Raw genomic sequence first — 20,448 nt, forward strand, 5'->3', positions numbered from 1 at the left:
AGAGTTATTTCTTCTTTATATCTACTGGAATTTCGATGACAAAAGTTGTTGATCCATCATGACTACTTACAGAAATAGAACCGCTAAATTGCTTTTCTACAATCATTTTTGACATATACAAACCTAAGCCTGTGCCATTTTTTCCTTTTGTACTCATGTAAGGTTCAAATACTTCAAGTAATATTGTCTTATCTATCCCACCAGCATGATCTTTGATGGAGATTTTCACTCTCTTGTCTTTCACTTCACAAACTACACTAATATCTTTGAGACTTTGCGATGAAGCTGACTGATAAGCATCAATAGCGTTATTTATAATATTTAAAAGCACTTGAATAAGTTCATTTGTATAAGTGTTTAGTACAAGTTCCTCTTCACATTCTACTTTTATAACAATATTATTTTTTTTCAGTCTTGGTGTAATAAAATTGATGACTTTTTGCATCACTTCATTAAACTTCACAGCTGTTGCTTCTTTGTTGGGATGAAAGTATGTTTTAAAATCATCAATAGTATTTGAGAGATACACCATCGTTTGGTTGATGTTTTCTAAAGTTTTAAGTAACTCTTCTTTTTCAACCTTTTGTCCAACCATATCTTTGAGTTGTATATTTGAAATTTGCAAAGTAATCATATTTAATGGTTGTCTCCACTGATGTGCTATCATACTTATCATCTCACCCATGACTGCCTGTTTGGATTGTCTTGTTAGTATCTCATCTTTTTTTATCAACTCATTTACTTTTTCTTGAACAGTGGCTTCAAGTGAGTCATTTATCTCTCGTAACTCTTTTGTTTTGTTATCAACTAACTTTTCTAGTTCAAGATTAAATCTTTTGAGTTTTCTTTGATAATACGCCATGATTAAGAAGATAAGAGACATAATTCCTAGAGTAATCCACATCAAAGAGTAATCAACTGTTTTTTGATATCTTGATATTTTCCAACTCTGTTCAATATTTTTTATGTCGCTAGGCTCTATCGCATCTATCCCTTTTTCAAGGATGCTATATAATTGAGTTTCATCTTCTTGCAATCCTATGCTTACAGGCATAGGATTGTCTTTTGCTAAAAAACCATTTATTTTTAGTTTGGAGTATCCATATTTATCAATGATATAATCAGCCTTTAAGTCAACAGAAATAAGCCCATACACTTTATTTGAAAGAACTTTTTTTACCATTTTTTCTTCATTAGGTTCTACTTCAATGTTGAGATAAGGATAGAGATACATAAGATGATCTTTATATGATTCCAGCCTTGTTATTAAAACCTTGTTTTTTAAATCACTTGGATTTCTGACAAAAGATTTATCAGGTTTACTTATCAAAGTAAAAGTAACTTCTGTAAATGGCTTTGTTGGCTTGAGCGTTTTATAGCGTTTGTCTCTAGTAGCATATATAGCTAATATGTCACACTTTTTTGAAGATAGCAGATCCTCTAACTCTTCTTCAGAACTACTTTTAACAGGTTTAAAATCAAGATAGGTCTTCTTACTTAGCTCTTTATAAAATTCCGCAATCATACCCACCATCTTACCATTTGACACACCTTCAATGGGGAACTGCTTTGGATGTAAACAGACTCTAACACTTGGATGTGTATCAATATATTCAAAATCTTTATTAGTAAACTTTAAACTTTCTTCTTTCTTTTTAAAAACAAAATTGCGCAGTTCTCGTTCTGAGTCAAGGTTGTGATTTTTTTGAAAAATTCTATACTGCTTGTTTAAAAAGTTCATATCAACAGAACCAACATCATAGATAAATGGCAAAATAAGTTTATCTATAGCATCTGCTTCATATCTCAAATCTTTAATAGAGATATGAGGTGCATATTTTTTATGAATAATTTCAATAATTTCATCTTTATGCTCTAAAGCATACTGCCATCCTCGTATGGAAGCATCCCTAAATGCAGTAGCTCTTTTTTCGTGATGTAGAATTTCATTCTTGGATGTAAACAACTCTTCTTGCAGGGAAAAAGTGTTCTCATTTGAGGGGTCAAGAATATTATACTTTACCCCTAATTCATCAAGTTTATATGGTTGATCTGAAATATATGCTGTCATGGCATCAACTTTGCCTTGTACAAATTCTTTTACCCTAAAAGTGTGTTGAACCAAAATAAGATCATCACAGGTAATCTGGTGTCCATTAAAATAAGGTTTAAAATTTAACTCCAAATCTTTTCTACTTGAAGCCATCACACGCTTAGCTCTAAGGTCTTCAACTCTTTTAATCTCTGGTTTTGTAATAAGCACTAAAGCAGAACGTTTAAAAAATGAAGCAAGTAACACAACAGGCTTACCCCGCATATACTCAAGTAAAGTATTCGAGTTATAAACCCCATAAGTTGCTTTTCCTGATACGACATTTCCAATAATATCAATGTCATTTTCATACTCTTTCAATGTCACATCTAAGCCAGCATCACGATAAAAGCCTTTCTCTTTTGCTGCTATAAATCCAGCAAATTCAAACTCATACTTCCAATGAAGTTGTAGGGAAACTTTTTCTAATTTCGTGTGTAATCTTTCATCAACAATAGTATAGGCATTGAGTATGCCACTATAAAAGATAACAAATAAAACTATTCCTCGCATCTATTCTCCATTTAAAGTTTTTAATACAGTTTCAAAATCACCTTGAATTACTTTTGCACTATGCGCTATCATAAGGTTCACTGGATTGGAAAAATCTTCTATAAAACGGTTTTCATTATCCCAAAACATACCATTTTCTTCTCTTTTTTCTTCGGCAGAAAAACTCTCGATATACTCTTTTGTTTCTTGCATGTATCCATAGACTTCTTTGCCTATTCCATAGCCATAACCACATTCCCAAACAGTTCCACTATCAGGTTCTTTTCCTCGAAAAGCATTGAGATTTGCAACAATTATATCACTCTCTTGAATCATTTTCACATTAGCCTTGAAAATATCTGTAGCTATTTTATGTTTTGGCTGTGAAAAATCAACCACATTATCTAATGGATACAGACCAATATAGCCATACTTTTCACATAAAGAAACAAGTTTCTTCCCTATTTCTATGGAGTTTTGCTCAAAAACATCAGGTCCTGCGATATATATTTTTTTCATAAACATCCTAAATTATTTTTTCAAATTATATCATCTTTAGATTGAATCATTTCGCTTGACATAAATTTAATACGCTAAATCAAAACTCAAGTCATTCTCAGCTTGACTGTGAATCTAGCTTTTGATTGACCGTGTAAATTTAAGCATATTATTAGAGTATTTTTCATATTCTACTAAAAATCAAATATAAAGAATAAACTTATGTCAAATAGATTACAAACAGAAGATTCCCCTTACCTACAACAACACAAAGACAATCCAGTTGATTGGTGGCCTTGGTGCGATGAAGCCTTTGTTAAAGCAGAAGCTGAAAATAAAGCTATATTTATCTCTATAGGGTACAGTTCATGTCACTGGTGTCATGTTATGGAAAAAAATGTTTTCGAAGATGAGGAGTGTGCACAAATACTTAACGAAGACTTTATCTGCATAAAAGTTGATCGTGAAGAGCGTCCAGACATTGACAAATATTACCAAGAAGTACATCTTCTTTTAAATCGTCGTGCAGGTGGCTGGCCAACAAGTATCTTTTGTACCCCACAAAACAAGCCTTTTTTTGCAGGAACTTACATTCCGCCTGAATCCAATTCAGGAAGTATTGAAGGAATGGGTTTTAAGGAGCTTACTCGTCTTATAGCAAACAAAACAAAAGAAATAGATGCAAAACTTTTTGAGAATGCTGATGAAATTGAAGGTTTTTTAAACCATATTGAGCATCCAAAAGAGGCAACTGTTTTAAAAGAGGACTTTTATAAAAATCTTCTCCTACAAGCAAAAAATAACTATGACACAAGAAATGGTGGTTTTTCTGATAAACCAAAATTTCCACAAAGTTCAACACTTTTAGCACTTATGGTTATAGACAGACTTTATAATGATGCATCTGCTAAGGCTATGGTTACAAACACACTTGAACATATGAGCAAAGGAGGAATGTATGACCTTGTGGATGGTGGTTTTTGCCGTTACAGTGTTGATGAGCGCTGGCTGGTACCTCACTTTGAAAAAATGCTCTATGACAATGCTCTTTTATGTGGTGTTTATACCGAAGCCTATCTCAGTTATGAAGATGAAAAATATCTCCGCATTGCAAGAGAGATAGCAGATTTTTGGTATAACTTTATGAGCGAAGATGATCTTTTTTACAGTGCAAGTGATGCAGATAGTGATGATGCAGAGGGCACATATTTTGTTTATAGCTACGAAGAAGTTTATACCGTCTTAGCAGAGCATGGTTATGAAGATGCAAAAGCTATGTGTGAGCAGATGAGTGTCACACACCATGGAAACTTTGAGACTAAGAATATCATTCGTTTTGAAGGTGAAATGCCTCAATGGTTTGACGAGGTTCGAGTACTCTTACAAAAGATAAGACAAAACAGAAGCTACCCTTTTATAGATAAAAAAGTGCAAACTTCATGGTCAGCTATGATGATTAACTCACTTTTTAAACTTGGTGCAGTCGATAACAATTACAAAGACAAAGCCATCAAAAGTTTAGACAAACTTTTAGAAACAATGTTTCTTGATGGTGTGCTTTATCACACAACACTCATACATAAAACACCAAAAGTTGAAGCTTTTTTAGAAGACTATGCTTTTTTAAGTCAAGCTCTCCTTACTGCGTTTAAGTACACACAAAATGAACTTTATCTCATCAATGCACAAAGATTTGCAAACAAAGCCCTTGAAGAGTTTTATGACAAAGGTTTATGGAACTTTAGCAATGGCGAATTTGCTGTAAAAGCGGAGATAACAGATAGTACATATACTAGTTCTGTCAGTATTATGATTGATACACTGATGCGTTTAGGTACGATTCTTGAAGATGAAAAATATACACATTTTGCTTTTAAAACTATGGAGTACAACTCTTATGAACTTGGACGCCGACCTATTTACTATCCATATATGCTCATCCAGGCATTACGTTATGTCAAAGGAGATAGAATCGTAAAATCGCAAGAACATAATCTTACTAACAATGCACTTGCACTTTCAAAACTCAAATATCCTTTTATAGAATTAAAAAAGAGTGAAGATCAAGATTTTATGGTTTGTGGGCAAATGAGTTGTTTTGCACACACTAGCAATATCAATGAGATAGAAAATATCATTAAAAACTCTTTTTAATCTTTATTGATTTATAATCTAATAAGAGCGAATAAAAGGAAAATGAATATGGGACATAAAAGAAATATTTTAGATGATGAGTTAACAGATGGTGCAGTACTGCAAGAGATTACGCATGAGGATAGACGAGAAAAAAAATCTCAAAATAACAAATATGACAAAAGAGATAAAGACCCACATAAAAAGCGTGTAGCAGTATGGGTTAAAGATGAAGTGTTGCAGTATGAGGATGAACTTAAAACTTTGCAAATAGAACTCCTCAAGATGCAAAACTATGTTAAAGATACGGGACAAAAAGTTTTGATGATTTTTGAAGGTCGTGATGCAGCTGGAAAAGGTGGAACGATCAAACGAATCACAGAACACCTTAATCCTCGTGGTGCAAGAGTTGTAGCGCTTGATAAACCTAGTGATAAAGAGAGAACACAGTGGTATTTTCAAAGATATGTGCAGCATCTTCCATCAGCTGGTGAGATTGTACTCTTTGACAGAAGTTATTACAATCGTGCTGGTGTTGAGCCTGTTATGGGATTTTGTACGCAGGAGGAACATAAAGAGTTTTTACACGAAGTTCCAGAGTTTGAAAAAATGCTTGTCAATTCAGATATTAAAATATTCAAATTTTATTTTTCTGTTTCAAAAGCTGAGCAAAAAAAACGTTTTGACAAACGTAGAACAGATCCACTCAAGCAGTATAAGCTCTCTCCTGTTGATGAAAAATCTCAAGGCTTGTGGGACAAGTACACGATTGCTAAATACTCTATGCTTTTAGCATCCCATACAGATCATGCTCCATGGACTATCATACGTTCAGATAACAAAAAAAGAGCGCGAGTCAATTGTATCAAACATATTCTCAACCATTTTGATTACCCTAATAAAATAAGCAAGAAAAAACTCAAAGCTGATGAGGAGATTAGAATCTTTGCCAATGATGAGATAAAACTTATGGAAACTGAGATGACACTCAAGAAAAATAATGCTTAAAGTATAAAATAATTAAATATATTTGGCTATAATTTTTCTTTAAAAGTAAAAGAGGATTATATGCTAAAAGATTTCAGAAAATTTTTCTTTATGATTAAGCTTGGTTACAAGTATATTAGAATTTTTAAAGAGACTTACTTTCACCCTTTCATAACGCTAAAATATGCCTATCAAGACCTATCAAAAGCCAGACAAAGTTACTCTAACAATGTGCTAGAATTTTTAAATATCAAAGTAAATATCATCGGAGAACTTCCCAAAAAAGACAAAATTCTCTATGCTATCAATCATCGTTCCCTACTTGATATCCTCGTTATGGAAAATGTTTTTTCAAGATACGAGAAAAATGGAACATGGATAGCGAAACAAGAGTTATTTGATGACCCTATTTATGGTAAATTTTTCCAATACAGCGGTTGTATTTCAGTTGATTTAGAAAATAAAAGAGGTTTATTGAGTTTTTTTAAAACGATTAAAAAGACTTTTTCAAAAGTAGATGATATGAACCTATACATTTTTCCAGAAGGTGAAAGATTTAAAGGTGATGGCATAAAATCATTTCAAAGTGGTGCACAAAAGATTGCTAAAGCAAACAAGCTTGACATTGTTCCAGTCTACATTAATGATAAACTTGAACAAGTCTTTAAAGATGCTCCATTTTCTGAACAATACACCGTCAATGTACATATCGGAGAGATCATCTCTCATGATGACTTAGAAGAAAAATATCGTGATTTTTACAAATCAGTAAAAGAGAAAAAAATAGATGAATAAAATGAAACTCGGAGTAAATATAGACCATGTTGCAGTTTTGCGAGAAGCACGACAAGTGAATGACCCTGATATATTACAAGCCCTTTATGTTGCTTGTGAAAATGGCGCAGATCAGATAACTATCCACCTCAGAGAGGACAGAAGACATATTCAAGACAGTGATGTCAAAAATATCATGATGTTCTCAAAACTTCCTGTAAACTTAGAATGCTCAATCAATAAAGAGATACTCAACATCGTCAGTGAGCTTAAACCCCACCGTGCAACTTTGGTACCTGAAAAAAGAGAAGAAGTTACAACAGAAGGTGGTCTTGATGTTTTTACATATGAAGATGAGATAGCCTATGCGATAGAGCAGTTACATGACTCTATCATTCCTGTTTCACTCTTTGTTGATCCAACTATAGAAGCGATGGAAAAGTCAAAAGAACTTGGTGCTGAAATGGTTGAGCTGCATACCGGACTTTTTGCTAATCTTTTTGCAATGCTCAACTCTTCACTACCACACTCAAATCATGCAGTTAAAGAGCTTGATTTTCCAAGACATCAACTCAGCGAAAAACTTGAGCAGGCAATAGAGCAGATAAAACTCTCCTCCATCCATGCCAAAAAACTTGGACTTGAGGTTGCAGCTGGACATGGGCTTAATTATCATAATGTTCATGAAATGATGAAAATTGAGGAGATAGTTGAGCTAAATATCGGTCAAAGTATCATAGCTAGAAGTGTTTTTACAGGTCTTAGTGAAGCTATAAAAGAGATGAAAAAGCTAACAACGCGATGCATAAACCTAAAATAGCTATCAGCGTAGGAGATCTCAATGGTGTGGGTATTGAAATAGCTCTAAAAGCACATGATGAAGTATCTCAGATGTGTGAACCTCTTTATTGTATCAATGAGGCTATGCTTGAGCAGTCTGCCAAACTTCTAAACGCAGTCATACCAAAAGATTTCAATCTAAACGCAGTAGATGGTGACTTTAGCATTGAAGTAGGAAAAGTCACAAAGAAAAGTGGACTTTACTCTTACAACTCTTTTATGTCTGCTGTCAAACTCTGTGAAGAAAAAAAAGCAGATGCTGTTGTCACACTTCCGATACATAAAGAAGCTTGGATGATGGCAGGACTTGAGTACAAAGGTCATACTGACCTACTTCGTAAGCACTTTAACAAAGATGCAATTATGATGTTAGGTTGTCCTGAGATGTTTGTTGCCCTTTTTACAGAACATATACCACTCAAAGAAGTTGCTAGTTCTATAAAGTACAAAAAGCTAAAACAATTTTTCTTAGACCTACACAACTCTGTCGCAACAGAGCAAATCGCAGTGCTTGGGCTTAATCCTCATGCGGGAGATAATGGTGTACTAGGTCATGAAGAGCTTATCATTACAAAAGCGATTAAAAGTGCAAATAAAAAAATAGGTTTTGAGCAGTTTGTTGGACCTGTTGTTCCAGATGTTGCTTTTGCACCCTACTTTCGTAAAAACTTTCACTACTTCGTAGCAATGTATCACGATCAGGGTCTTGCACCACTCAAAGCACTTTATTTTGATGAAAGTGTCAACATTTCGCTCAATTTACCAATCATAAGAACCTCAGTAGATCATGGAACTGCGTTTGACATAGCCTACAAAGAAGAAGCCAAAACCCTTAGCTATCTAAACGCAGTAGAGAGTGCTCTACAATTATGAAAATAATTACCTAAAAGATACTAATTGTCTTTAAAGATTTTATTTGCTATACTTCTTCTGAAAAAAGATACTAATTGTCTTTAAATAATAAATAGAAGGTATAAAATGAAATCAGTAATCGTGTTATCAATACTCACAACAGCGTCACTTATGGCAAGTCCACTGACAAAAGATGCAAAAAATGCAGGTTTACTTCCTATCCCTGCTTCAAAAACTGCACTCTTAAAGCTAATAGATAATCCTAAAAATCACATCACAGATGCGAAAGTAAAACTTGGAAAGAAACTCTATCTTGATCCAAGACTATCACGTAGTGGTCTTATCTCTTGTAATACATGTCATAATGTAATGGAAGGTGGAGATGATGGTGTTGGTGCTGCTACTGGTCATATGTGGAGACATAATCCACATCACCTAAACTCACCTACTGTTTATAATGCTGTCTTTTTTGGTTCACAATTTTGGGATGGACGTGCAAAAGACTTAGAAGAACAAGCACAAGGTCCAACACTTGCACACCCTGAAATGGCAGCAACAAAAGAGCATATAGTAGCAGTCGTAAAGTCAATGCCAGAATATGTCAAAGAATTTAAACAAGCCTATGGCGACAATGTAAAAATCACTTTTGCAAAAGTAACCGATACTATTGCAAGTTTTGAGCGAACACTTGTAACACCTGCACCATTTGATGCATTTATGAATGGATATAAAGAAGCTATGACTCCAAAACAAAAAGAGGGTCTTAAAACATTCATCCAAATTGGATGTGCGTCTTGTCATAATGGTGTTGCACTTGGTGGAGAGATGGGTGCCTTTAATGTAACAGCAACCTACAAATATATGAGTACAGGTGACTTCAAAGGTGATAAAAACGGTATGGTAAAAGTACCAACACTTAGAAATATCACGGAAACTGCACCCTACTTTCATAACGGTATGATTTGGAATTTAAAAGATGCTATTAAAGAGATGGGACGTATCCAACTTGGCACAAAAATTTCTGATAAACAAGCAGAATCTATAGAAACTTTTTTAGGTGCCTTAACAGGGAAAAAACCACATATGATGATGCCTATGCTTCCAGCTTCTACTGCAACTACTCCAAAACCTGATCTTAACTAAAAAACATAGCAAGCTTGACTTGTTATGTTAATAGATGCATAATCGTTATTAATAATTATTTAATAACTTTTAAGGATTATTACTATGAACGAGAACAATGGAGACTTTTTTTTAACAGATGAAGAGAAGAAAGCACTTAAAGAGATAGCAAAACTAGCTCTTTATGAAGCAGTTTTACATGATAAGAAGATAAAAATTGACCCAAGTACTATGCCTAAAAAGTTCCAAGAACATCTTGGGGCTTTTGTTACACTCCATGAAGATGGCAAGCTTCGAGGTTGTATAGGAAGATTTGAACCTGACCAACCCCTTTATGATGTCATCATTGATATGGCAGTATCTGCATCAAGATATGACAATAGGTTCTCACCTGTCACGCCCAATGAACTTGATAATATAGATATAGAAATCTCAGTTCTAACACCCAGAAGAAAAGTGAACTCCATAGAAGACGTTGTCGTTGGTAAACATGGTATATATGTAAAATACGGCTCTCGTAATGGAACCTACTTACCACAAGTTGCAACAGATATGAAATGGAATGCCCAAGAGTTTGTCAGAAGTTGTTGTGTAGAAAAAGCAGGGATACCGCCAGAACATTGCAAAGATGCAATGCTCTATGTTTATGAGGCTATAGTCTTTTAAATACTATAGCTTCTCTGGCGTCAGATTTACTTCTTCTAAGAAGTGGCGAAGTTTTACTATCGCGTCTTTAGAGAGTTCTGGTCTATGAGAAAGTGTCATAGAGTGCTCTTTTCCATTTAAGTGGATTATTGCACGATGTTCTTTGTTTAAATCAACAGTTGCACCATAGTGCTCTAAAGCTGATAAAAGCTTTTTACTATCAATATTCCCTGACATTGGGTGCTCAAATATTTTTTGAATTTTTGTTTTGTGTTTACTCATTTTAACTCCTTTGTTTATATACTCTTATTATCGTCTTTTAAAGATTAAAAGTGTCTTATCTTCAGTGTCATAGAGAGAAAAAGTTTGTTTTTCTACAAGCTTTAAACCAGTAAGTTTTTGAAAAAACTGTACTTTATGAAAGTACTGTACAATGGTATCTTGATACTTTGTAAATCTTCCATCTTCTTCTTGCTCAAAAAGTGTAAATTTTGTATGCAATTGATTGTTTTCAAACGCAGCATCTACACTCAAAAATTCCTTTTCATTATCACTGCTCATCGTTCCCTCAGCAACATCACTAAAACCATACAAAGTGTTAATGTCAGCGATAAAAACACCATCATCACTAAGCTTTTGTGCAACAGCATCTAAAAATGATGTCAATGCCTCTTTATCCATAAAATTAAGCACATCAAAGATACTCACAATAGCATCATATTTGCCATCTACATCTTTAACATCTACGCACTCTGCATTAAGTCCTTGGGCTTGACACTCTGCAACCATGAGAGAACTTAAGTCTATCCCTTTACACTTTACACCATCACTAATCATACGTTGCATAAAGCCACCACGTCCACAACCTACATCAAGAAGTGTTTTTACATCATACTCTTCAAGTTCTGAACGATACAAGTCATACAAAGCTTCAGTAGCTTCTTCAATCCCTAAAAGATGTTCAGCTTTAGCATATAAGTCAAGATTAGTCATTTTCAGCTTTAATGATTGTATTTATCTTTTCATAAATATCAAGCACTTCATCTTTTTTAGCGATATAGCTATTTTTGTTTGCGATAAGATATGTTGAACTTGTCATAATATCTTGTACAACTTCTAAACCATTTTGCTTCATAGTCGTTCCAGTTTCTACAATGTCAACTATCATATCAGCAAGCCCGATAAGAGGAGCAAGCTCAATTGAACCATAAAGCTTGATAATCTCAACGCTCACAGCTCTCTCTTCAAAGTAACGTTTTGTGATATTTACCATTTTTGATGCAACTTTGAGTTCAGGTTTTGTAAGGTCTAACTTCTCCCCTTTTCTCATCCCTATGGCAACTTTACATACACCACGTCGTAAGTCTAAAAGGCGAACAACATCAAGACCTTGTTCTTCTAAAGTATCAAGTCCAACAACACCAATATCTGCTGCTTGATGATACACATATGTTGCAACATCTTGATTACGAACAAGTAAAAAACGAAAGTTTGGAGTTTCTAAGATTAGTTTTCTATCATCAAATTTAAAATCTTCGCCAAAAATTGTTTCAAAAATCTCTAAAGTTTCTTTAGCAATACGCCCTTTTGGAAGTGCAACTGTTAACATAATTTTTCCTCATTTTCTTTTATAATCTTTTTCATAGAATTAAAAATCAACTGTGTGTCAATTTTAGCATTCTGAAATATTTGCTTTAACTTTGATGCATCACCACCTGTTAAAACGACAGGCATTTTATGTGACATCACTTCACAATAAAACGTTTTTAAATAGCCATAGCTTATAGCATCTTGTGAATTTTTCGGCATTATATCCAAGTCACACTCAAAGTTAAATGAATATGCTAAAGCAGGAGAAATGTTTTCATAAGTTTTTTGCATAGCGCCAATGCCAGGATAGATAAATCCGCCTAAAAAAACTTCATCTTTTACAATGTCAACAGTGATCGCACTCCCTGCATCTATGACCACTGCATTACTCAATGCTTCAACAGCAAATATTCTATCAATGCCCATTGTCTTGTAATATTTACTCATATCTATAAATGCAGCTAAGTCTATCCAATTTTCTAAAGATGAGAGTTTTTCACTGACTACTTGATTCACGCATATAAAATAGACCTTCTCTTGTATGGTCTCAGGCTCAAACAGAGCGACATCTTCTTTATACTCTCTTTCTTCATCTAAAAAATGAAAAGAAGTATTTCCTATATCGCACAGTAGCATTATTGGATTTTCCAGCCAGCTTCTTTAAAAGCTTTTGCCGCTTTTGAACAGAGTGGAGCATCAATAAAAATAACTTTATGCTTAAAATTGTGTTCAAAGAAGAGTGAAAGTTTCGCATAAATCTCTTCAAACTTATGTACATCTTTCATTAAAAGCCTACTTTTTTGACTTACAGCAAATATCGCCCAAAAATAGCCATTTATATCTGTAGCCTTATAAATTTTTATTTTGTTTCGTATGCCTAAATCTTTTGGCGCTACTTCTTGCATTTTTTTAAATATTTTTCCCTTTTGTCTCAGAGAATCAACAACCATTTGCATATCTATTTTATAGCCTTTTATTTAAGAGTTTTCAATGAGGTATTCCTTCAAATCCTCTGCACAAAGAGGTTTTGAAAAATAATACCCTTGTATATTTTCACATCCTTCTTCAACTAAGAAGTCAACTTGTTCTTTTGTTTCAACACCCTCAGTAATAATATCTAAACTCAAGTTCGTTGCCATAGCAATAATTGTTCTCACAAGAGTAACATCATACTCATTTTCAGGTACATCTATGATAAAACTACGATCAATTTTAAGCCTTGTAATTGGAAGCTTATTAAGATAGGACAAAGAAGAGTAGCCTGTTCCAAAATCATCAATAGATATAGAAATTCCTAAGTCTCGTAATGATTGAAGAATTTTGATAGAATTTTCAGGATCTTTCATAATCTGTCCTTCAAGAATTTCAAGTTCCAAATCTTTTGGATTGAAATTTTCACTCAACATAATTTGCTTTAGTTGACTGATAAAATTCGGGCTCTCAAGTTTTTTTGCTGAAATATTTACAGAGAGTTTACCAGTCTTTATACCTATACTTTGCCACTTAGCAACCTGTCTTATTGACTCAACTAACATAAATCTATCTATATCAATAACTAAACCTGTCTCTTCACAAAATGGTATAAACTGTGCAGGACTTACCACACCATTTTCACCATCATTCCAACGAATAAGCGCTTCTATCCCTATAACCTTATTTGTCACAGCATTCATTTTTGGCTGATAATATGGCTCAAACTCTTTATTTCTCAAAGCAGCTCTAATGTTTAAGTCCAACTCCATTCTCTTTTTAGAAAATTTTGTCATCGACTCATCATAAAATTTATAATTATTTTTAGCAAAATTTTTCGAAGCATACATAGCTGTTTCTGCATTTCCAAGGAGTATCGCCGTTGTATCCCCATCTTTTGGATAGATACTCAAGCCTATACTAAAAGTAATGTAAATATCTTGATTTTGAATCAAAAATTGCTTTTTCATCTCCAACAAAATTTTTTCTGTAAGATTACTTATGCCAGTATCAGTCATTTTATCATCTATAATGACAAATTCATCTCCGCTCAGTCTTGAGAGCACAGTAGTCTGTTTTATACACTCTTTTAATCTACTAGCAACCTGCTTGAGTAAGATATCACCTATTTCATGACCATAGGTGTCATTTATCTCTTTAAATTTATCCAAATCCATAAAGAGTATACCTACACGATAATCATTTATTTTGGCATTATCAATTGAAGCTTGTAGCTTATCTATCAATGCAAGTTTGTTTGGTAAACCAGTTAAAGGATCATTATGAGCAATAAATCTTAATACATCTGCTTGTTTTTCAAGCTCAAGGCTTTTATTCTCTAAGTCTTTTTCTAATTCATCACTATAAAATTCTATACTCTTTTTATAGTTCACCATATAAACGTAATATAAAAGAATAAAAAATGCTAGTATCAACAATGTAAATACTAATATAGTTTTATCTTTTTCTCTCGCCACACTTGACATATCTATCTCTTTTAGATCTTTTGCTAAAAGAACATAGCCCTGCGTTGTACCATTAATATTGTCAAGTTTTAACGTAGTTATTAGTATCCCATTTTTCTTATCTACCTTGTACTTGTTAATACTTTCTAGTTCAGTTTTAGACATTCGATAGGCAACATCAATAAGATTTTTGTTGTAAAATGGATTTGTAACATAGAATTTTTTTGCATCATTGACAACAATAACGGCATTGTATTTTTTTGCATGTATATTTGAACTTATAGAGTCAAAGATAGCTTTTGCACTAAAATATCCTTCCATGCTTCCATTTATGTATATTGGGATTATAGATTTAAATGCCAAAGAGTCTTCATTTTTTGGAAGTTCTAGATAGACTACAGGTTTTTCAATCAAAGGTTTTTCTTGAGCGTTTACTCTGAGTACCTTAAATGTAATATCTTCAAAAAGAGAATATTTTGTTAATTGTAAAGAAATATCATCAAAGTCAGGGTAAGTTTTTTTCTTTTTATTAAAAAGTTTTTTGATATCCTGTGTTGCACCTAAAGCAACAGAGAGTATCAGCACATCTTGTGACTTTGAGGATAACTCTTCTTGTATATCATCCTGCATAGTTTTTGCAGTATGAAGATATATTTTATTTGTTAGACTGTCTGTAAGCTGAGAGATGTAGACATACGACATACTAACCAAAATAGCTGCTAGTAAAAATCCTAATAATTTTGCTCTTGCACTTACATACATCTAATCAACTCACTACTTCGTTAAACCAAGTTCGGCAAACAAAACTTCAAAATATTCACTCACTTCTAATAACTCTTCTTTTAAAGTACCAAAAGCTTTATCTTCTGCAATCCACTCTTCTATTCTTTTAACACTATCACTTTTTTGACTTTCATCTAGTTCTTCAGTGTTTACAACCGCGTCTTTAATTTTTTCTAAATGTTCTCTATGTTTGTGTGCACTCATTTTATTGCTCCTTAATAAGTATCGTATTTTCCGGCTTTTACATCCGCTCTCAGTTCTTGAATCTTCTTGTCCATGATATTCAAAATCAAATCAGCAGCCTCTTTGTCGTTTGCTTCTGGGACATCCCAATCCGTAATCTTCATATTTGTTTTAAAAAGTAACTCTATTTCATTTTCGATTTCAGTTTTTCTAGCAGCTAGTTCTTTTATAACAGCATCACTCATAACAATCTCCTTAGTTTTGTTTTAGTATACATCAAAAATATTAAATAGTAATATATTTTGGAACTAAACTTTTTATTTTGTTATATATTTTTTCAAAATCAGTTGAGTATACCCTCGTTTGTGCAGTGGAAGTTATAAAATTTGTATCTCTCTCCCAACGTGGTACCAAATGCATATGAATGTGTTCAGCTATGCCAGCTCCACCTGCTTTTCCTAAATTCATACCGATGTTGACACCCTGAGCACCAAAACCTTCTTTAAGAAGTCGTACACCTTGCTGTGCAAGCTTTGCCATATGTAGCCAAGTCTCAGTTGAGAGTTCTTCAAGCTTGTCTGTATGAAGATGAGGAATAATCATAAAATGACCCGGTGTATAAGGATAGCGATTCATCACTATAAAACAATGCTCATCTCTGTATAACACATGTAGTTTTACATCATCTTTTTCATGTGTGCTAATATGACAAAACACACATCCATCTATCTTTTCTCCTGTCACATATTCATCTCGCCAAGGCGCGTAGAGTATATCTTCCATGTTTTAAGTACCTATCCTTTATAAAAATGCAAATACTAAATTTGGAAAAAGGATTACAAGTCCTAAACCCAAAAGTTGTAAAAGAATGAAAGGGATTATCCCCTTATAAATATCCATAGTGCTCACACTATTTCCAGCTGCCCCTTTTAAAAAGAAGAGCGAGAGTCCAAAAGGTGGAGTTAAAAATGAAGCTTGTAAATTCATCGCTATCAAAACCCCAAACCAAATAGGGTCTATGCCAAACGCAGCCATAACCGGCACTAAAATCGGCACGATGATAAAACTAATCTCAATAAAATCTATGAAAAAACCAAGTATAAATATACTGAGCATTGCCACAGCTATAAATACCCAAACATTCCCTATGTCATTTGAAAAGAAGTCAAGTATCAAGTCTGTTCCACCAAGTTCATTAAACACAAGGCTAAACGCAGTAGCACCGATAAGTATCATAAATATCATTCCGCTGAGCTTCATTGTCTCAAAAAGTGCATATTTAATCATCTCAAAGTTTAATGTTTTATTGAGTGCAGAGAGCATTAATCCCCCTACTACACCAAAGGCAGCCGACTCTGTAGGTGAAGCAATTCCCGCGAATATACTCCCTAAGACTGTCAACATTAACACCATTGGTGGCACTATTGCAGCAAAGATTTGATACAAACTCACTTTTTCATTACTTACTAATGCAGGAGCATCATCTTTGTTGACATAAGCACGTACAAGTATGTAAGTGATATAGAGTGAGACTAAAGTTAAGCCTGGTAAAACAGCACCCATAAACAAATCTCCAACACTCACACTCATTACATCGCCTAAAACGATAAGGATGATAGAAGGAGGAATGATCTGTCCAAGTGTGCCACTCGCTGCGATTGTGCCACTTGCTAGACCTTTATTGTATCCAGCATTAAGCATTAAAGGAAGTGCTATGACACTCATCATCACAACCGAAGCTGAGACTATACCTGTTGAAGCTGCCAAAATAGCGCCAACTAAAACGACACTCACACCCAGTCCACCACGCACACCTTTAAAAAGTGCGCTCATAGAGAGTAACAGTTTTTCTGCCATCCCTGATTTTTCTAAGATCAAACCCATCATGATAAAGAGTGGTACAGCCATAAGTGTTGTGTTACTCATAATGCCATAAATTCTAAATGGTAAAATGTTAAAGACCTCAAAGCCAAGTGAAGGAATAAAAAAAGCAAACATCATAGCCACCCCACCAAAGGCAAAAGCAACAGGAATGCCAAATAAAAGAAGTGCCAAAGCTACAAAAAACATAATCAAAGCTATCATAATGACTTCCACTTTTGAATATTACTAATGAGTTCTTTTACTGCTTGGAGTGACAAAAATATAAAAGCAAGTGGCATAAGAGATTTGACTATCCAACGATATTTAAGCCCACCAGGGTCTGAAGAAGCTTCATGTTGAACAAAACTCATCTCTACAAACCCTATGCCTATATAGACAATGAGCAAAGAAAGAGGCAGTACAAAAAATACAAAACTAATGATATTTACCAAAGCTTTCATTTTTGGCGAAAACTTATCGTAAAAGATATCTACTCTTACATGTGCATTATGTCGTAGCGTAAAGGCTATGCTCAATAAAATAACAACATCAAAAAAATGCCATTCAAGCTCTTGGAGTGCTGTTGAGCCATGAGAAAAGAGATAACGACTCGTTGCATCAAATACAATCAAAACAACCAAAAGAGCCATAATAAACGCAGTAAAATAGGATATGTATCTTAAAAACTTATCTATAAAATGCAAATATAAAATCCTTACTAAAAATAATAGTGAAACATTGCTTTAAAAGTTTGTTCTTCTTTTTTATATTCGTATTTTAGCATTATTTGTGTGTTTTGCGATGTATTAAACCCTTGTGCTACTTTTACAAGTGTTTGATTTTGCCCATTTGTATATTTTTTTTGTGTTGCTTCTACTTTTGTATTTATAAATTTATATTTATCAATAATAAAACCAACACTTCCACCAAGACTCGCTTCAACTCTTGCATCTGCATAATAAACACTAGGGTCAGCTAAAATATATGCAAAACCAAACGCATTTCCCCAACTATACCCTGCTCCTACGCTTAGATGAAAAGTTCTCTTGTTCGTCAAATAATCTCTATCCCAACCTAGATTTGTTCTCCATGAAAGATTATGAAAAAACTCACTTCTTTGTGCCAAAGAGACGATAGAGAGTATCGTTGCTTTCTCCACTTCTAGCTTTTCTTTTGAATATGCAAGTAAAAGATTCATAAACTCAATCTGTGTTCCTCTTAAAAATCCATAATTTGAATCTTCAAGGTCATGATACGCAGGACGAATTCCCACATAAGAAACAAGTGCATTCTCTCTTGAGCCTAGACCAAAAGTCGCACGAATAGCTCGGTGACTCTCTATAGGATTGGCTGGTGTTTTTATCTCGATTTTTTTTCCTAGTCCAAGTTTTGCACGACTTGAAGTCAGTTCATGAAACAGTGCAAGATAGTGCTCTTTTTGCACTTTAGATTTACTATACTGATACTCAAGATACTCTACAGCTGCTTCAAGTATATAACGTTTTTGCTGCGTTTGAATCTCTTTGTTTTGCATAATATCTACTGTTTTCATCTCAGCATTTACAAGTAAAACTGGATACTCTACAAATTTTTTATCTATCAAAGATTCATATTTTAAAAGTTTTGTTCTTTTAGAAGGTCTGTAACTCATTGACTTTATCAAACCAGCAGTTTTTGTTTCATGTACAGTTTCAAGTGGAATAACCTGAAAATGAAATTGCTTGCGGAGTTTTACAGATGGTCTTGCAGCTTCAAGGAGCCATAACATCTCATAAGAACAATTTTGTGTAAAAAAATAGTAGTTTGTTTGAACATTATTGAGTTCCCATATATGACGAAACATTCTAAGCGTTTCTAATCGTGTCAAATTTAAATCATACTCCCAAATGTCCCTTTGCTCTGAGTCACGATACTCTTTGAGTTTATCATAATATGGCAGTAGTGAATATTTTCCAAAATATCCCCCAGTCAATCCTTTTATGGCAAACATAACCCCATTTTCTTTGTTTTTATCGGCATCAGCTGCATAGTTAATAGCATAAGAGAGTAGTTTTGAGCTATATGAAGAGTTTATTCTCACAAAAGTATGTCCAAACATCGAAGCAGGAGAATTAATATGCGCAGATGGAAATACAAGCGTAGCCGATTGTGGGTCGACACGTTGTAAAACTTTGTCGTACTCCACACAGTTCGCTTCAGGAAAATCATCTACTGCGTTTAGCTTTTCTTTCAGCCAAAAGTACCTTGCAGGGAACCTACAAATGCTCGAATTATCATCTTTTATTTTCTTGCTAAAAAAGGCATCAAGTGTTGCAAACATTTCAGCTTTTGGATCTGCAGCTCCATCAACTGCAAAGAAAAAGTTTCTATCTTTTATCTCGCTCTCATTAGCGTTCATATGCAATAAAGTATGCCAATAATTCTCATCGTAAAGATGTAATTTTTCTGCTTTGTTTTTATATAACTGAGAATTTGATGCATTCAAGGCCGTAATGCTCAACAATATAAAAAGTATAAATTTAAATCTGAAAATAAGAAAACCCCAATGAAGATATCCACAAAAGTAGCAAGCTACTTTTGTGAGTGAAAATTATAATGCAGTTGTAGAAATATTATCTAAAACATCAGCCATTTTAACTGATTTGCTACTATAAATTTTATTGTAGTTTGCTTGAAGCGCTGTGTTAAAAGCCAATGTATCTTCAACATTTAGAAGTTCATCTAAAGTATCTAAAGTTTCACCATGACCTACAGCTATCTCTTTTGCTAAGATGTCCATATTTGATGCAACGAACTCAGAAGCTCTTTCATTCATAACAAATTTTGTTTTTTTACATCCCAAAGTACCAGAAGTGATACCAAATGTTTGATTTCCTGAAGTCCCATTTGTAGTCGCTTGAAGCGCTAATAAAACTGCTGATGAATCATCTTTAATAATCATAGAACCAAGACCACAACCCGTTTGACTATTTACACCTGCAAATGCAACTGAACTCAGAGCAGCCACTGCTGCTAAACTAACCAATAACTTTTTCATATGTATTCCTTAAAATTGATATACGAACATTATAAGAAATTAAAACTTAATAGTTTCTGTGTTTATCATGATTTTTAAAAAAGCTAGAAAATGTGAGAAGAAAAGAAAGAAAAATATTTACA

22 protein-coding genes are annotated in these 20,448 nt (G+C 33.8%); 7 read left to right on the top strand and 15 right to left on the bottom strand.

The window, feature by feature from the left end:
• Window positions 1-4: 4 nt before the first annotated feature.
• Both MV052_RS06425 and MV052_RS06430 read right to left on the bottom strand, forming a co-directional pair.
• A complete protein-coding gene (locus MV052_RS06425) occupies window positions 5-2,605 on the bottom strand; it encodes an ABC transporter substrate-binding protein (RefSeq protein ID WP_297442112.1) in 2,601 nt (866 codons plus the stop codon).
• Window positions 2,606-3,103, bottom strand: a complete 498-nt coding sequence (locus MV052_RS06430) for a nucleoside 2-deoxyribosyltransferase (RefSeq protein WP_297442114.1) — start codon at window positions 3,101-3,103, stop codon at window positions 2,606-2,608.
• A gap of 201 nt (window positions 3,104-3,304) precedes the next feature.
• Here MV052_RS06430 and MV052_RS06435 point away from each other — a divergent pair, with 201 nt between their 5' ends.
• From MV052_RS06435 to amrA, 7 genes are all read left to right on the top strand, one after another.
• Window positions 3,305-5,236, top strand: a complete 1,932-nt coding sequence (locus tag MV052_RS06435; RefSeq protein WP_297442116.1) for a thioredoxin domain-containing protein — start codon at window positions 3,305-3,307, stop codon at window positions 5,234-5,236.
• A 48-nt stretch (window positions 5,237-5,284) separates the two neighbouring features.
• The gene (ppk2, locus tag MV052_RS06440) at window positions 5,285-6,223 is read left to right on the top strand and encodes a polyphosphate kinase 2 (protein WP_297442118.1); all 939 of its coding nucleotides are present in this window, start codon (window positions 5,285-5,287) and stop codon (window positions 6,221-6,223) included.
• A gap of 60 nt (window positions 6,224-6,283) precedes the next feature.
• Window positions 6,284-6,997 (top strand): lysophospholipid acyltransferase family protein, encoded by a 714-nt coding sequence (locus MV052_RS06445; protein ID WP_297442120.1) that lies wholly within the window; start codon window positions 6,284-6,286, stop codon window positions 6,995-6,997.
• 1 nt (window position 6,998) lies between these two features.
• A complete protein-coding gene (locus MV052_RS06450; protein ID WP_297442208.1) occupies window positions 6,999-7,796 on the top strand; it encodes a pyridoxine 5'-phosphate synthase in 798 nt (265 codons plus the stop codon).
• Window positions 7,778-8,689, top strand: a complete 912-nt coding sequence (gene pdxA / locus MV052_RS06455; protein WP_297442122.1) for a 4-hydroxythreonine-4-phosphate dehydrogenase — start codon at window positions 7,778-7,780, stop codon at window positions 8,687-8,689. The genes MV052_RS06450 and pdxA overlap by 19 nt, the downstream gene beginning before the upstream one ends.
• A gap of 105 nt (window positions 8,690-8,794) precedes the next feature.
• Window positions 8,795-9,811: a cytochrome-c peroxidase gene (locus tag MV052_RS06460; RefSeq protein ID WP_297442124.1), complete on the top strand. Its 1,017-nt coding sequence runs from the start codon at window positions 8,795-8,797 to the stop codon at window positions 9,809-9,811.
• 84 nt (window positions 9,812-9,895) lie between these two features.
• The gene (gene amrA, locus MV052_RS06465) at window positions 9,896-10,456 is read left to right on the top strand and encodes an AmmeMemoRadiSam system protein A (RefSeq protein ID WP_297442126.1); all 561 of its coding nucleotides are present in this window, start codon (window positions 9,896-9,898) and stop codon (window positions 10,454-10,456) included.
• 3 nt (window positions 10,457-10,459) lie between these two features.
• On the opposite strand, the gene MV052_RS06470 is transcribed toward amrA, so the two are convergent.
• The 13 genes from MV052_RS06470 to MV052_RS06530 all read right to left on the bottom strand — a co-directional run bounded on the left by MV052_RS06470 (window position 10,460) and on the right by MV052_RS06530 (window position 20,326).
• Complete coding sequence (locus MV052_RS06470; protein ID WP_297442128.1) at window positions 10,460-10,717, bottom strand: hypothetical protein; 258 nt, start codon at window positions 10,715-10,717, stop codon at window positions 10,460-10,462.
• 27 nt (window positions 10,718-10,744) lie between these two features.
• Window positions 10,745-11,428, bottom strand: a complete 684-nt coding sequence (locus tag MV052_RS06475; RefSeq protein ID WP_297442130.1) for a class I SAM-dependent methyltransferase — start codon at window positions 11,426-11,428, stop codon at window positions 10,745-10,747.
• A complete protein-coding gene (hisG, locus tag MV052_RS06480) occupies window positions 11,421-12,044 on the bottom strand; it encodes an ATP phosphoribosyltransferase (protein WP_297442133.1) in 624 nt (207 codons plus the stop codon). The genes MV052_RS06475 and hisG overlap by 8 nt, the downstream gene beginning before the upstream one ends.
• A complete protein-coding gene (locus MV052_RS06485; protein WP_297442135.1) occupies window positions 12,038-12,661 on the bottom strand; it encodes a type III pantothenate kinase in 624 nt (207 codons plus the stop codon). The genes hisG and MV052_RS06485 overlap by 7 nt, the downstream gene beginning before the upstream one ends.
• Window positions 12,661-12,981 carry a hypothetical protein gene (locus MV052_RS06490; RefSeq protein ID WP_297442137.1) on the bottom strand — a complete coding sequence of 107 codons (321 nt, stop codon included), beginning with the start codon at window positions 12,979-12,981 and terminating at the stop codon, window positions 12,661-12,663. The genes MV052_RS06485 and MV052_RS06490 overlap by 1 nt, the downstream gene beginning before the upstream one ends.
• Before the next feature lie 21 nt (window positions 12,982-13,002).
• Window positions 13,003-15,222: an EAL domain-containing protein gene (locus MV052_RS06495; RefSeq protein WP_297442139.1), complete on the bottom strand. Its 2,220-nt coding sequence runs from the start codon at window positions 15,220-15,222 to the stop codon at window positions 13,003-13,005.
• Between the two features lie 12 nt (window positions 15,223-15,234).
• On the bottom strand, window positions 15,235-15,447 hold the full coding sequence (locus tag MV052_RS06500; RefSeq protein WP_297442141.1) for a hypothetical protein: 213 nt from the start codon (window positions 15,445-15,447) through the stop codon (window positions 15,235-15,237).
• 11 nt (window positions 15,448-15,458) lie between these two features.
• Complete coding sequence (locus tag MV052_RS06505; RefSeq protein ID WP_297442143.1) at window positions 15,459-15,671, bottom strand: hypothetical protein; 213 nt, start codon at window positions 15,669-15,671, stop codon at window positions 15,459-15,461.
• A 40-nt stretch (window positions 15,672-15,711) separates the two neighbouring features.
• Complete coding sequence (locus tag MV052_RS06510) at window positions 15,712-16,209, bottom strand: HIT domain-containing protein (protein ID WP_297442145.1); 498 nt, start codon at window positions 16,207-16,209, stop codon at window positions 15,712-15,714.
• Window positions 16,210-16,227: 18 nt separating this feature from the next.
• Window positions 16,228-17,511 (bottom strand): TRAP transporter large permease subunit, encoded by a 1,284-nt coding sequence (locus MV052_RS06515; RefSeq protein ID WP_297442147.1) that lies wholly within the window; start codon window positions 17,509-17,511, stop codon window positions 16,228-16,230.
• The gene (locus tag MV052_RS06520; RefSeq protein WP_297442150.1) at window positions 17,508-17,993 is read right to left on the bottom strand and encodes a TRAP transporter small permease subunit; all 486 of its coding nucleotides are present in this window, start codon (window positions 17,991-17,993) and stop codon (window positions 17,508-17,510) included. Before MV052_RS06520 ends, MV052_RS06515 begins: the two co-directional genes overlap by 4 nt.
• Window positions 17,994-18,007: 14 nt before the next feature.
• On the bottom strand, window positions 18,008-19,774 hold the full coding sequence (locus MV052_RS06525) for a DUF4105 domain-containing protein (RefSeq protein ID WP_297442151.1): 1,767 nt from the start codon (window positions 19,772-19,774) through the stop codon (window positions 18,008-18,010).
• 105 nt (window positions 19,775-19,879) lie between these two features.
• A complete protein-coding gene (locus MV052_RS06530; RefSeq protein ID WP_297442153.1) occupies window positions 19,880-20,326 on the bottom strand; it encodes a DUF3015 family protein in 447 nt (148 codons plus the stop codon).
• Window positions 20,327-20,448 lie beyond the last annotated feature (122 nt).

The organism is Sulfurimonas sp., assembly GCF_026988655.1.
Taxonomy (GTDB): domain Bacteria; phylum Campylobacterota; class Campylobacteria; order Campylobacterales; family Sulfurimonadaceae; genus Sulfurimonas.